Below are 14,680 nucleotides of genomic sequence, written 5' to 3' on the forward strand. Positions count from 1 at the left end.
AAGCTCTATTTTGCGCCCCTGTAGCTCAGTTGGCAGAGCATATCCATGGTAAGGATAAGGTCAACGGTTCGATTCCGTTCGGGGGCTCGAATTCATTTTTGATTATCCCGGCGTGCACGATTGTGGATCGCCGCGAAAGGATTGGGAGCCATGGCATCCAAGAAAAAGCAGAATGTAGAGATTATTGCCCTTCAGTGCACCGAGTGCAAGCGTCGCAATTATACAACCAAGAAGAACCGCAAGACGACGCAGGACAAGCTCGAGCTCATGAAATACTGCAAGTGGGACCGCAAACACACGCTGCACAGGGAAACAAAAGTAAAATAAACTGTTTAGGCCAGTAGCTCTAATGGTAGAGCGCCGGTCTCCAAAACCGGATGTTGTGGGTTCGAGTCCTACCTGGCCTGGGTTTGAGAATGAACGCAATACGCTGTGCATGCGTACAGCGAAAAAGCGAAAGGGGTCCAAGGAGCCGCCATGAAGAAAATCATACAGTTTTTTAAAGACAGCTATGCGGAACTTGCAAAAGTGGTGTGGCCGTCCAAAGAGGATGTAATCGCCTCGACAAAGATTGTAGTTATTTCAACAGTCGCGGTGGCCCTGGTGCTCGGCCTCATCGATTTCCTCCTTGTGTTGGGAATTGAGGTCGTTTTCCGATAAGGCAGAAAAGGGATGGCAAAAGCCTGGTATATTCTTCATGTTTACTCTGGCTACGAGAATAAAATAGAAAAGACAATCCGCATGCTCATCGACTCCGGTGAGCTTTCTCGCGATATAGTCACGGATGTGAAAGTCCCTGCCGAGGAAGTGGCCGAAATAAAAGACGGGAAAAAGCGCACGGTTTCCCGCAAGATTCTGCCTGGCTATATTCTGGTGGAGATGGATCTTCCTGAGAATGGCTGGAAAGCGACCTGCGCAATTATTCGGAATATTACAGGGGTAACCGGTTTTGTCGGTTCCGCTTCCAACGTGAAGCCTGTGCCCATCACCATGGAAGAAGTGAAGCGCATTCTTCAGCGCACGGGAGAGCTCAAAGGCGAGCGGCAAGTCCACTTCCGTCAGACCTTCACTGTGGGCGAGCAAGTCAAGATTATCGAAGGACCATTTGAGTCCTTCTCCGGCGTTATCGATGAGGTGAACGCCGAGAAAAGCAAGATTAAAGTGAGCGTTCAGATCTTCGGCAGATCCACGCCGGTCGAAGTCGACATGGCGCAGGTCGAGAAGATGTAAGCAGGTGCCCCGCCGAGGGGTCCAGTGATCTTTGTACAGCGGCAGGCCGGCGTTTAAGCCGGCATGCTTCTCAGATAAGGGGTTTATCCTCCGAAGATGGGAGTCTCTGCGCGACAGGGACGCTACCCCGGCTCGTTGGAAGTCGGGTATACCACAATAGGAGAACGGCTATGGCCAAAAAGAAAATTACTGCAATCGTCAAATTGCAGTGCCCCGCCGGCAAAGCGACGCCAGCTCCTCCCGTAGGACCCGCCTTGGGTCCTCATGGCGTTTCTGCGCCCATGTTCTGCCAGCAGTTTAATGACCGCACGAAGAACATGGAGCCAGGTCTTGTCATCCCGGCAATTATTACAATTTATCAGGATAAGAGCTTTACATTTATCCTGAAAACGCCTCCTGCCAGTGTGCTCATCAAGAAAGCCTGCGGCATCGAGAAGGGATCAGCGCTTCCTCAAAAAGACAAAGTGGCAAAGCTTTCGAAGGCGAAGCTCGAAGAGATCGCGAAGCTGAAGCTTCCGGATCTCAACGCAAACGATCTTGAAGCCGCGAAACGCATCATCGCAGGTACCGCCCGGGCTATGGGCGTTGAAGTGGAGTGGTGAGATGAAACACGGCAAAAAATACAACGAAGTCGCGAAGAAAGTTGATCCTTCGCAGGCATATGAACTGGGGGCCGCGTGCGCTCTGGTCAAGGAGCTCAAAACCGCCAAGTTTGACGAAACTGTCGAAGTGCATATCAGGCTCAACCTCAAGAAGAGCCAGTCAGTGCGCGACACAGTGGTTCTTCCACACCAGTTCCGCGGCGAAAAACGAATCCTCGTCTTCTGCCGCCCCGAGCGCGTAAAAGAAGCCCTCGAAGCCGGCGCTACCTATGCGGGCGATGCCGAACTCATCGAGAAGATCAAGGGCGGTTGGCTCGATTTCGATATCGCAGTCGCAACCCCCGACATGATGAAAGATGTCGGCAAGCTCGGTATGATCCTTGGCCGCCGCGGCCTCATGCCGAATCCCAAAACCGGCACGGTCACCAACGACCTCCCTGCGTCGCTCAACGAGCTGCGCAAAGGCCGCACCGAATACCGCACTGACAAGTCAGGCATCATCCACCTGCCGGTTGGCAAGGTTTCCATGGAGCCAGAAAAGATCGCCGAGAATCTGAACACGCTTGTCGAAGAAATTAGCCGCAAGCGTCCTGCTGATGCCAAAGGCGATTTCATCGCTTCCATATACTTGACGCCGACTATGGGGCCGAGTGTCAAAGTCGTACTCAACAAGTCGGAAAAGAGGTAAGACTATGGCCATAAAAGCATCAAAACTTCAGCCCAGGAAAATCGAAGCCATAGGCATGCTCAAAGAGATGATCTCCAGTTCGAACGATTTCATCTTCACCGAGTACCGCGGCCTCACTGTGGAACAGATCACAAGCCTTCGGCGCCAGCTTCGCGAAAAAGGCGTTGAGCTCCATGTGGTAAAGAACAATTTTGCTCGGCTTGCATTTGAGGAATTGGGATTTTCGCAGGATGTGGCGCCTGTGCTTACCGGTCCTACCGCTGTCGCATTTGTAAAAACCGATTCCAACGAAGTGGCGAAAGTCCTGCTCGATTTTGCCAAAGAGACGCCCGCGCTCGTCATTAAGGGCGCAATGGTCGGTCGCCAGTTCATGGATTCTCATCAGGTCGAGGCTCTCAGCAAGCTTCCTGGCAGGAATCAGCTCATCGCGATGCTCATGTCAGCGATGCAGGGCCCGGCACAGAACCTCGTGTATGTCATCAACGCGATACCGACGAAGCTGGTTCGCGTGCTCAAGGCTATCGAGGAGAAAAAGGCGCAGGAGAACGCATAACTTGCGTGTGCGTCGTACGCTGGCAAGATGCACGCACCCGTCCAGCGCCGCCGCATCGTTTTAAAAATTGATTCCGTCAGGCTTCGGACGCTGCCGTTCCTGTCGGAATTCGATAAAAAGTCCGTTCGTTGTGGCGGGCTATTATGAAACAAGGAGAAGATAATATGGCAGCATTGACAAAAGAGCAAATCATCGATGCGATCGCTTCGATGACCGTCCTCGAGGTTTCCGAGCTTGTAAAGGCGATGGAAGAGAAATTTGGCGTCACCGCAGCCGCCCCTGTGGCCGTTGCCGCCGCTCCCGCTGCTGGCGCAGCAGCCGCCCCTGTCGAGGAAAAGACCGAGTTTACCGTCGTCCTCAAGGGCAACGTGCCTGCCGACAAGAAAATCGCCATTATCAAGGAAGTCCGCGCTATTACCGGGCTTGGTCTTAAAGAGGCGAAGGATCTCGTCGAAGCTGGTGACAAGCCGCTCAAGGAGAATGTCTCCAAAGAAGAAGCCGAAAAAGTCAAGAAGCAGATTGAAGCTGCTGGCGGCCAGGTCGAGGTGAAGTAATCGCACTGAAAATCGAGAATGCGATGAATCCGGCGGGGACCCTCAGGTCCCCCCGTTTTCAGGATGCATTCCCGGGCGCCATGGATGTGCCGCACAGGGGATGCCTCCTGATGACGGAAATGAGAAGGCGTTGCAGCGGAGAGGCAGCAGCGCATGGACCTTTGACCCGCGCGCACGGGCGCGCATGGAGGGGTGACGGATGGCGTATACCGAACAGAAGATCAAGCGCATATACATCGGGAAGGATTATCGGGATGTCATGGACATTCCCGATCTGATCGATATTCAGGTTTCTTCCTATGAGCGCTTTCTCCAGCGGGATAAGCTCAGAAAAGGGGAGCCGCTCGATTTGATCGGTCTTGAAGAGGTGTTCAGGGGCACCTTCCCGATCGAAAGCCCTTCCGGCGATCTCGTAATCGAATACGAGCATTATTCGCTGGATGAGAAAGCGATCAAGTACTCGGAGCTCGAGTGCAAACAGAAAGGCCTCACATACTCGGTTCCTCTCAAGGCAGTCATCAACCTCGTGTTCAAGAAGACAGGAGAAATTCGCCAGAAGGAAATTTATTTGGGCGATATTCCTCTCATGACCGACCGCGGCACGTTTATCATCAACGGTGCAGAACGCGTCATTGTCTCGCAGATCCACCGTTCGCCCGGCGTTGTGTTCAGCCACGAGAAAGGCGTATTTTCTGCGCGCATCATTCCGTATCGCGGTAGCTGGCTTGAGTTCGAAATCGACCAGAAGCACGACCTCATCCATGCAAAGATCGACCGCAAACGCAAAATTCTCGGCACGCTCTTTCTGCGCGCCATTGGCATCCAGACGCGTGAAGACATCATTGCCGCCTTCTACACGACCAAGCAAGTTGAGCTTTCGGAGAACCAGACCGAAAAAGACGCGCTCGTCGGCAAAATCCTTGCCAAGGCAGTGTACATTGAGCTGGATGGCGAGAAAAAGCGCCTGTTTCGTGCTGGCGACAAAATACACCTCCATGAAATCGATGAGCTCATCAATCTCGGCATTGGCTCTGTGGAAGTGATCGATTTCGACGACGAAAAGTCATTGCACAACGAGATGATCCTCAATTGCTTCGAACGCGAGGATGTCAAGCTTGTCAAAGAAACGCCGGATCAGGACGAGCCTACCAAAGAAGACGCGATTTCTGCGGTCTATTCCGTACTGCGCCCCGGCGAGCCCATATCTCTGGAGAATGCCGAGCGCGATCTGCACAATATGTTCTTCACTGCTCGCCAGTACGACCTCGGCTCGGTCGGCCGCTATAAACTCAACAAGAAATTCGATTTCGACTTCAAGACACTGACGCTCACCAAAGACGACATCGTCGCGACAATGAAGCACCTTATCAATGTGTACTACGGTGAAGCGAACGTGGACGATATCGACCATCTTGGCAACCGCCGCGTAAGAGCAGTAGGCGAGCTCATGTCCAATGTCATGAAGGTTGCATTCAGTCGCATGGAGCGCACCGCGAAAGATCGCATGACCGGCAAAGACCTCGAGACCGCCAAGCCGCAAGACCTTATTACCATCAAGCCGATCGTAGCAGCGATCAAGGAATTCTTCGGCACATCCCAGCTTTCGCAGTTCATGGACCAGGTCAATCCGCTCGCCGAGCTCACCCATAAGCGCAGACTCAATGCCCTCGGTCCGGGCGGCCTCAACCGCGATCGCGCAGGTTTCGAAGTGCGCGATGTTCACTACACCCACTATGGGCGCATGTGCCCCATCGAGACACCGGAAGGACCGAATATCGGCCTCATCGTGTCCCTCGCGACCTACACAACAGTCAATGACTATGGATTCCTCGAGACTCCGTACCGCAAAGTCGTCAAGGGCAAGGTTACCGACGAAATCGAATACCTCTCCGCAATCGATGAGGACAAGTACTACATTGCCCAGGCATCTGCGCGCATCGATACGGCAGGCAAATTCCTCGATCAATCTATTTCATGCCGCCACCAGGGCGATTACACTATGCGCCGGCCAGACGAAATCCAGTATATGGATGTCTCGCCCAAGCAGATCATTTCAGTTTCGGCGGCTCTTATTCCCTTCCTCGAGCATGATGACGCCAACCGAGCCCTTATGGGTTCGAACATGCAGCGCCAGGCTGTGCCGCTTGTGTTCACCGAACCCCCGCGTATCGGAACGGGCATGGAATGGAAGACCGCGTATGATTCCGGCGTGCTCATGAAAGCCAAGCGCACCGGCACAGTGGAATTTGTCGATGCAAACCGAATTGTAATTCGCCCTGACAAGATGGAATCGCCCGACGATACCGATGTGTACCAGCTCATCAAGTATCAGCGCACCAACCAGGACACCTGCTTCAATCATCGCCCGATCGTCAAGCGCGGTGAACATGTGCTGAAGGGGCAGGTCATTGCAGACGGTCCGGCGACAAGCCAGGGCGAGCTTGCCCTTGGCCGCAACATCCTTGCAGGATTTGTGCCTTGGAACGGCTACAACTACGAAGACGCGATCCTTATCTCCGAGCGCGTGGTCAAAGAAGACCTCTTTACGTCGATCCACATCAAGGAATTCATCCTCGAAGTGCGCGACACCAAGCTCGGCCCCGAGCGGATCACTCGCGACATTCCGAACACCAGCGAAAAAATGCTCGACAACCTCGATGGCGAAGGCGTGGTGCGCATCGGCGCCAAAGTGAAGAGCGGCGATATTCTCGTCGGCAAGGTTACGCCCAAGAGCGATACCGACACAACTCCCGAATTCAAGCTTCTCAACTCGATATTCGGCGAAAAAGCCAAGGATGTCCGCGATTCATCCCTGCGCGTGCCGCATGGCATCGAGGGTACGGTCATCGATGTCCAGCGCATGTCCCGCGCCAACAATGACGATCTCGCGCCCGGCGTCGAAGAAACCGTCAAAGTGCTTGTCGCCGTCAAGCGCAAGCTTAAAGAAGGCGATAAGATGGCAGGCCGCCACGGCAACAAAGGTGTTGTCGCCCGCGTGCTTCCCGTCGAGGACATGCCCTATCTCGAAGACGGCACGCCGCTCGATATCTGCCTCAACCCGCTGGGCGTTCCTTCGCGGATGAATATCGGGCAGATTATGGAGACCGAACTGGGGTGGGCAGCCAGTACCCTGGATGAATGGTACGCATGCCACGTCTTCCAGTCGCCTTCGCAGGAGCAGATCGAAGAGAAGCTCCAGCAGGCGGGGCTCCCTGTTTCTTCGAAAGTCATGGCGCGCGACGGCAAGACAGGCGAATATTTCAAGAACCCGATTACGGTCGGCGTTGTGTACTTCCTCAAGCTGCACCACCTTGTCGACGACAAGATGCACGCGCGCTCGACCGGCCCGTACTCGCTCGTCACCCAGCAGCCGCTCGGCGGAAAGGCCCAATTCGGTGGCCAGCGCCTTGGCGAAATGGAAGTATGGGCGCTCGAAGCCTATGGCGCGGCGAATACCCTGCAGGAGCTCCTCACCATCAAGTCGGACGACATGACCGGCCGCTCCAAAATCTACGAGGCGATTGTTAAAGGCGAGCCGCACACTGCAGCCGGCATCCCCGAGGCCTTCAACGTCATGGTGCAGGAACTGCGCGGCCTTGCGCTCGACATCAAGGTGTACGATTCGAAAGGGAAACAGATACCGCTCACAGAGCGCGATGAAGATATTATCAAGAAGCAGAGTGGCGCATTCTGAGCGAACGAATGTGCCATGTAATTACGCTCCGCAGTATGCGCTGCGGGGCGCGCGGCATAGAACATGCCGATCGCCCGAGGGGGTAGCATGAGAGATATCCAGGATTTTGACAACATTTCCATCCATCTCGCCAGCCCGGAAATGATCCGTGCCTGGTCATATGGAGAGGTCAAGAAGCCTGAGACAATCAATTACAGGACACTAAGGCCGGAGCGCGATGGCCTTTTTTGTGAACGCATTTTCGGCACAACCAAGGAATGGGAGTGCTATTGCGGCAAGTTTAAGTCCATCCGGTACAAGGGCGTCATCTGCGACCGCTGCGGCGTCGAAGTGACCAATTCCAAGGTGCGCCGCGAGCGCATGGGACATATCGAGCTGGCAAGCCCGGTTTCGCATATCTGGTTCTACCGTTCAGTGCCGAGCCGGATGGGGCTATTGCTGAACCTGCCCATGGCCACTCTCAAGTCCGTGCTGTATTACGAAAAATACATTGTCATCGATCCAGGCGAGACCGAACTCAAGAAAATGCAGCTTCTCACCGACGAAGAGTACCGTGAGGCGATGGACCGCTACGGCGGCGCATTTACCGCAGGCATGGGCGCGGAGGCTATCCGCTCTCTTCTCGAGCAGATCGACCTTGACAAACTTTCTCAGGAACTCAGGCAGAAAATGATCGAGCGCGGAGCGAAAGCAGACAAGCGCCTTCTTAAGCGCATAGAAATTGTCGAGGCTTTCCGCTCGTCCGGTAACCGCCCCGAGTGGATGATTCTGACCGTCATTCCTGTCATTCCGCCAGAACTGCGCCCCATGGTCCAGCTCGACGGCGGACGCTTCGCGACCAGCGATCTCAACGATCTCTATCGGCGCGTCATCAACCGCAACAACCGCCTCAAGAAACTACTGCAGCTCAATGCCCCCGACATCATCATCTACAACGAAAAACGAATGCTGCAGGAAGCAGTGGATGCGCTCTTTGACAATACTCGCCGCCGCCGTGCGGTCAAAGGCGCCGGCAACCGCCCGCTCAAGTCCCTCGCTGATATGCTCAAGGGCAAGCAGGGCCGCTTCCGCCAGAACCTGCTCGGCAAGCGCGTCGACTACTCGGGCCGTTCCGTCATTGTCGTAGGACCCGAGCTCAAGATGTGGCAGTGCGGGCTGCCGACCAAAATGGCCCTCGAGCTCTTCAAGCCCTTCATCATGAAAAAGCTTGTCGAGAAGGATGTCGTCTACAACATCAAGAAAGCCAAGATGCTCGTTGAGTCCGAAACGCCAGAAGTCTTTGCAGTGCTCGACGAAGTCGTCAAGGAACACCCCGTGCTCCTGAACCGCGCGCCGACCCTGCACCGTCTCGGTATTCAGGCTTTCGAGCCGATCCTCGTCGAAGGAAAGGCCATCAAGCTGCACCCGCTCGTCTGCAAGGCATACAACGCAGACTTCGACGGCGACCAGATGGCAGTCCACGTGCCGCTTACCCATGCAGCGCAGGCCGAGTGCTGGACTCTCATGCTTTCGAGCCGCAACCTCCTCGACCCTGCGAGCGGAAAGACTATCGTCTATCCCTCCCAGGACATGGTTCTTGGCATCAACTTCCTAAGCCGCCACAGGCCTGGCACCAAAGGCGAAGGCAAGCGCTATTCCTCACCGGAGGAGCTCCTGCTCGCATGCGAATATGGCGCGTGCGACTATCAGGCATTGGTCTATGTGCAAACCCCCAAAGAGCCTGTCTGGGACAGCTATGCCAAACCTGCAACGCTCAATGGCAGCAAGCTTATCAAAACGAGCGCAGGCCGCATCCTCCTCAACGAGGCGCTTCCGAAAGAAATTCCCTATATCAATTATGCCTTGACGGATAAGGACATCCGCTCGCTCATCGAGTATGTGTACCGCACGAACGGTCCGTTCATCACGGTCAATATGCTCGATACGATCAAAGAGATGGGCTTCAAGTATGCCACATTCTTCGGCGCGACCATCGGTATGGACGATATCGTCATTCCCAAAGAAAAAACCGAAATGATCGAAAAGGCCAACAAGGAAGTCGAGGCAATCCAGCAGCAGTACCTTGCCGGCCACATCACTCAGGACGAGCGGTATAACCGCGTAGTAGAAGTCTGGTCTAAGACAAACGAAGAGTTGACCGCTGTCATGATGAAGACCCTCGAGAAGGACCGCGACGGCTTCAACAATATTTATATGATGGCGCACTCAGGTGCGCGCGGAAGCAAAAACCAGATACGCCAGCTCGCAGGTATGCGCGGCCTTATGGCCAAGCCCTCCGGCGATATTATCGAACTGCCCATCCGCTCGAATTTCCGTGAAGGCTTGTCGGTCATCGAGTTTTTCATCTCGACAAACGGCGCACGCAAAGGTCTCGCCGACACCGCGCTCAAGACTGCGGACGCCGGCTACCTGACACGAAGGCTTGTCGATATCGCGCAGGATGTCGTTGTCAATGATGACGACTGCGGAACAATCAATGGCGCCATTCACACCGCAATTAAGGACGGCGACGAGATCATCGAGTCGCTCAAAGAGCGCATCATAGGCCGGTTCACGCTCGACCCGATTCGCCACCCGATTACCGGCGAGATCATCGTCGGCTCCAATGAAGAAATAACCGAAGAAATCGCAGAGCAGATCGAGGCTGCAGGAATCGAAGAAGTATCGGTCAGAACAGTACTTACCTGCGAAGCCAAGCATGGCGTCTGCCGCAAGTGCTACGGCCGCAACCTCGCAACCGGCAAGACCGTCGATATTGGCGAGGCTGTCGGCATTATAGCCGCCCAGTCGATCGGCCAGCCTGGTACTCAGCTTACCATGCGTACCTTCCACATCGGCGGTGCGGCGACCAAAGCAGCTGAAGAAAACCGCATTTCGCTGCGCTATCCCGCATATGTCGTGGACATTGAAGGCACCTATGTCAAAACAGACCTTGGCCACTTCCTCTTCACGCGCCGCGGCTACATCTATGTGAATAGAGTATTTGGCGCATTCGAATTATCCAAGGGTGATGTGGTGCTCGTCGAGGACGGACAGCGCGTCATGAAGGACGACCCGGTCATCCGGAAAGCCGATGGCGCGGAAATCAAGTCGCCCAGCATTTCCTATGCAAAAGTGCTCGAAGGCAAACTTCTTCTTATTGCGCAGGAACAGAAAGTCGAAATACGCAACGGTTCAGAGGTCGTTGTTACGAAAGGCCAGATTCTCCTTGCAAACGAAACGATCGCAACCTTCGACCCGTTCAACGACCCGATCATCTCCGAACACGACGGTATCGCGCGATATGAAGACATTGTGCCAGGCTCGACCCTCAAGGAAGAAATCAACGCCGAGACCGGCAATGTCGAAAAAATCATCACCGATGTCGGCAGTGAACGCGACACCAAAGAGCCCAGAATCCTCATCACCGACGAGGCGGGCAACGACATCGAAACCTACTATTTGCCGGAAGGCGCGTATGTCAATGTCGAGGATGGAGAACCAGTAAAAGCGGGCAAGATTCTTGCGAAGATTCTCAAAGAGAGCGCCAAGGCCATGGACATCACGGGCGGTTTGCCGCGCGTCGGCGAACTCTTCGAAGCGCGCAAACCCAAGACACCCGCCGTTCTTGCGATGGTTTCCGGTACCGTTTCCTTCGGTGGTTCGCTCAAAGGCAAGCGCGTTATCAATATCCGCGATTCCTTCGGCAAGGTGTACAAGCATCTCGTTCCGAAAAACCGCCGGCTCCTCGTGCGCAACGGCGACAAGGTTGCCGCCGGCGAATTGCTCTGCGACGGCAGCAAAAACCCGCACGACATTCTTGCTATCCTTGGTGAACAGGCCTGTCAGCGTTACCTCATGGATGAAGTCCAGCAAGTGTACCGCGCCCAGGGCATTACCATAAACGACAAGCATATCGGCGTCATCATCCGCCAGATGATGAAAAAGGTCGAAATCGTCAACCCGGGAGACACCGTGTTCATCTACGGGCAGCAGATCGACAAGCATAAATTCCATGACGAAAACCGCCGTGTCGAAGAAGAAGGTGGCCAGCCGGCAGTTGCCAGGCCGATCCTCCTCGGCATCACAAGAGCTTCGCTCAAAATCGATTCCTTCTTTGCAGCAGCCTCCTTCCAGGAGACGACGAGAGTGCTCACCGATGCAGCGATCAAGGGCGAAATCGATCAGCTCAGAGGCCTCAAAGAGAACGTCATTATCGGTCATCTTATCCCAGCGGGGACCGGCATGAAGCAATACCGACAAGTTCGCCTCTTCGATGCGGTGAACGACGACCTCAACTCGCTTGTCGAAGAAGTGCTTGAAAAACGCAAGCAGGAGCGTGAATTGGCGCCGCCCGCGATTCTCCAGGATCGCACAACCAATGATGTGAGCTTTGATGAGCCTTCGGTGTTTGACAACGATGAAGGGTTCAGCGAGGATGTAGAGCCGTCCGAATAGTGAATCGTGAAGGGCCGCGCATAGCGCGCAACCGAAGTGTGCGGCCCTTGACATATATTGCGCGAGAAAGGTATTCTACACCGCTGCGAAAATAGCCACCGCATTTTTCGCAGTCCGGAATATATATTTTATAGATGAAAAGCCGCGCGTGATGCTGACACGCGCGAGCATTAAAAAGGGAGTCTGGAGCTTATATGCCGACTATTAACCAGCTTATCCGATTTGGAAGAAAGCAGAACCAGTGGAAAACCAAATCGCCAGCGCTCATGGGCTGCCCGCAGCGCCGTGGCGTATGTACGCGTGTCATGACCGTGACGCCGAAGAAGCCGAATTCCGCGCTTCGTAAGGTTGCACGTGTGCGTCTCACCAATGGCATCGAAGTGACTGCCTACATTCCGGGTATCGGACACAACCTTCAGGAGCACTCCGCAGTGCTCGTCCGCGGTGGCCGTGTAAAAGACCTTCCTGGTGTACGCTATCACATCATCCGCGGCACAAAGGACGCGCTCGGTGTCGAAGATCGCAAACAGGGCCGCTCCAAGTACGGCGCCAAAAAGCCAAAGGCTTGAGAGAGGTAATACATGGGCAGAAAAAAGAAATCTATCGATCGGGGCCATGCTCCCGACGTCAAATACAATTCAACGACTGTTTCGCGCTTTATTTGCCGCATGATGTGGCAGGGCAAGAAGTCTATCTGCACAAGCATCATGTACGATGCGCTCGAGCTGCTGCAGCAGAAATCCGGCCAGCCAGCCCTCGATGCATTCAACAAAGCGCTTGAGAATGTCAAGCCGTCTATCGAAGTCAAGTCCCGGCGCGTGGGTGGCGCTACCTATCAGGTACCTATCGAGATTCGCGAATCTCGCCGCGAAGCGCTCGCAATGCGCTGGCTTATCAATGCCGCCAGAGCGCGCACCGGCAAGGCGATGGCGGAATGCCTCGCAGATGAGCTTTTCGATGCATTCAACAACACCGGCACCGCGATCAAGAAAAAAGACGACATGCACAAGATGGCTGAAGCCAACAAGGCTTTTGCTCATTACCGGTGGTAATGAGCAAAAGCCAGGCTATAGGGCCGGCGTAGCCGGACCGTTTGGCCAATAAAGCATTTGCGCATTACAGGTGGTAATGCAGGCGCTTTGCGCTTCGCATTGAATGCCGACAGAAAGCCAGCCGCGAGGCTGGCTTTTTCTTTTCGTGCAGCAGAAGTATACTGATCCTGCAATGAATATGCAGGCCGCGCCCATTTCGATCCGCAATATCGGCATTCTCGCCCACATCGATGCCGGAAAGACATCGATAACCGAGCGTGTGCTGCATGTAGCCGGTGTTCGAGAAAAAGCCGGAAATGTGGACGAGGGAACGACCGCGACCGACTACCTTACTATCGAGCGTCAGCATGGTATTACAATAAAAACCGCCGCTGTCCGTTTCATCCATAAAGGTGTTCGCTTTCACCTTCTGGACACTCCGGGGCATGTCGATTTCAGCGCTGAAGTCGACCGCGTGCTGCGCGTTCTCGATGGAGCAGTCATTGTGCTGTGTGCAGTTTCTGGCGTACAGGTCAGGACAGGATTTATTGCGAGCGGCTGCAGAGCTCACAAGATTCCGCGCATGTATTTCATCAATAAAATGGATCGGCGCGGCGCGGATTTTTTTGCTGCAATGCAGGAAATTGCAGGAGAACTAGGCGAATCCGTCCTTCCTTTGCAGGTTCCTACATTCGAAGGGCATCAATGGAACGGAATAGCTGATCTTGTGAACCTAAGATGGTTCCCTGCAATGCTCGATATGTCTGAGAATATCGCCCAAGCAGGAGAAAGCCCAGCTTCTCTTGATAGTATCGGACTGCCAATCGATCAAGCGCCGATTTCTGAAAAATCGCAGCGACAGATCGAGCAGTATCGAGAAAAAATCCTTGATCGCGCAAGCATGTACGATGACAGACTGACAGAAATGATTGTCAACGGGCAACAGATATCTCCAGCCCATATCAGAGACGCGCTTCGCCCGGCCATCCAGCGCCAGGATATCATGCCAGCGCTCTGCGGTTCGTCATTTTCTGACATCTCTACCGCCTTGCTGCTCGATGCGGTGATCGATTATTTCCCTGATCCTCTGGAGCGAGGATGTCCGCCAGCGAAAGACCTCAAGAATGGAAGCGAACTGAACCTTCCTGCAGCGCCTGATGCACCATTTTCAGCATATATTTTCAAGTCCGTTTTGAGTCAGAATCTGGAACCGCTCGGCTGGCTGCGCATTTGGTCAGGCACGATTCGCGAAGGCATGAAAGTCATGGCCATGCCAGCCAGGAAACATGTGCAGATTCAGCGGCTCTATGGGGTAAACGGAGCGGATGTCGAGCATATCGAATCAGCTGCAGCCGGCGAAATCGTCGGAGCCAGGCTTTCTTTCATGGAAGCGGGCGGAACACTCTGCGCGGCCAATCTGCAGATTGTCTATGAATCATTCAAGAATCCGGAACCTCTCGTGTTCATGGTCATCGAACCCTCCTTGCAGGCAGAGCTTCCTCAGCTGCGAGAAGCGTTAAAGCATTTCAGCATGGAAGATGTTTCGCTTTCGGTGAGCGAAGAAAAAGATACGGGACGCATTACCATCGCGGGGCAGGGCGAACTGCATCTCGATATCATCCGCGAACGGCTTAAAAAAGAATATGGATTGCGTGTCCGCGCCGGGAATCCTCAGGTTCCGAAAATTGAGCGCCTGAAAAAGGCGGCTCGGCTTGCTGACCAGTTTGTCGGCGATTTTGGTGGCGAGCGCCTTGCGGTAGGGCTTGGCGTATTTCTCGAGAATGAGAAAGACAATAACGCGAATTCCTTGCACGTGGCGAGCGGCATACGATTGTCGGCAAATTATGAAACATGCATTCTTCGCGCGATGGAGACTGTGCTGGCGGTCGGC

At 54.3% G+C, this 14,680-nt stretch carries 12 protein-coding genes and 2 tRNA genes; all 14 read left to right on the forward strand.

All coding sequences use genetic code 11. The features are described from left to right. Positions 1 to 14 precede the first annotated feature (14 nt). Positions 15 to 87, forward strand: a tRNA-Thr gene (locus GAP13_RS06515). A gap of 63 nt (positions 88 to 150) precedes the next feature. Beyond that, positions 151 to 327, forward strand: coding sequence for a 50S ribosomal protein L33 (rpmG, locus tag GAP13_RS06520; RefSeq protein ID WP_158907390.1), 177 nt, complete (start codon positions 151 to 153; stop codon positions 325 to 327). 7 nt (positions 328 to 334) lie between these two features. After that, positions 335 to 407: transfer RNA gene (locus GAP13_RS06525), tRNA-Trp, on the forward strand. Positions 408 to 477: 70 nt separating this feature from the next. Then, a complete protein-coding gene (gene secE, locus GAP13_RS06530) occupies positions 478 to 660 on the forward strand; it encodes a preprotein translocase subunit SecE (RefSeq protein WP_158907392.1) in 183 nt (60 codons plus the stop codon). Between the two features lie 12 nt (positions 661 to 672). Then, a complete protein-coding gene (gene nusG, locus GAP13_RS06535; RefSeq protein WP_158907394.1) occupies positions 673 to 1,230 on the forward strand; it encodes a transcription termination/antitermination protein NusG in 558 nt (185 codons plus the stop codon). A gap of 170 nt (positions 1,231 to 1,400) precedes the next feature. Next, a complete protein-coding gene (gene rplK, locus GAP13_RS06540) occupies positions 1,401 to 1,832 on the forward strand; it encodes a 50S ribosomal protein L11 (protein WP_158907396.1) in 432 nt (143 codons plus the stop codon). A 1-nt stretch (position 1,833) separates the two neighbouring features. Then, positions 1,834 to 2,520: a 50S ribosomal protein L1 gene (gene rplA, locus GAP13_RS06545; protein WP_158907398.1), complete on the forward strand. Its 687-nt coding sequence runs from the start codon at positions 1,834 to 1,836 to the stop codon at positions 2,518 to 2,520. A gap of 4 nt (positions 2,521 to 2,524) precedes the next feature. Then, positions 2,525 to 3,073, forward strand: coding sequence for a 50S ribosomal protein L10 (rplJ, locus tag GAP13_RS06550; protein WP_158907400.1), 549 nt, complete (start codon positions 2,525 to 2,527; stop codon positions 3,071 to 3,073). 164 nt (positions 3,074 to 3,237) lie between these two features. Beyond that, complete coding sequence (gene rplL, locus GAP13_RS06555) at positions 3,238 to 3,627, forward strand: 50S ribosomal protein L7/L12 (protein WP_222126167.1); 390 nt, start codon at positions 3,238 to 3,240, stop codon at positions 3,625 to 3,627. Between the two features lie 199 nt (positions 3,628 to 3,826). After that, positions 3,827 to 7,321 carry a DNA-directed RNA polymerase subunit beta gene (gene rpoB / locus GAP13_RS06560; protein WP_158907402.1) on the forward strand — a complete coding sequence of 1,165 codons (3,495 nt, stop codon included), beginning with the start codon at positions 3,827 to 3,829 and terminating at the stop codon, positions 7,319 to 7,321. An 87-nt stretch (positions 7,322 to 7,408) separates the two neighbouring features. Further along, the gene (gene rpoC / locus GAP13_RS06565; protein ID WP_158907404.1) at positions 7,409 to 11,758 is read left to right on the forward strand and encodes a DNA-directed RNA polymerase subunit beta'; all 4,350 of its coding nucleotides are present in this window, start codon (positions 7,409 to 7,411) and stop codon (positions 11,756 to 11,758) included. 194 nt (positions 11,759 to 11,952) lie between these two features. Then, positions 11,953 to 12,327 (forward strand): 30S ribosomal protein S12, encoded by a 375-nt coding sequence (gene rpsL / locus GAP13_RS06570; protein WP_158907406.1) that lies wholly within the window; start codon positions 11,953 to 11,955, stop codon positions 12,325 to 12,327. Between the two features lie 12 nt (positions 12,328 to 12,339). Further along, the gene (rpsG, locus tag GAP13_RS06575; protein WP_158907408.1) at positions 12,340 to 12,810 is read left to right on the forward strand and encodes a 30S ribosomal protein S7; all 471 of its coding nucleotides are present in this window, start codon (positions 12,340 to 12,342) and stop codon (positions 12,808 to 12,810) included. Between the two features lie 172 nt (positions 12,811 to 12,982). Continuing rightward, positions 12,983 to 14,680, forward strand: a 1,698-nt coding sequence (locus GAP13_RS06580; protein WP_158907410.1) for a GTP-binding protein, incomplete at its 3' end; no start/stop codon positions are given.

Source organism: Rectinema subterraneum, from assembly GCA_009768935.1.
GTDB lineage: Bacteria > Spirochaetota > Spirochaetia > Treponematales > Rectinemataceae > Rectinema > Rectinema subterraneum.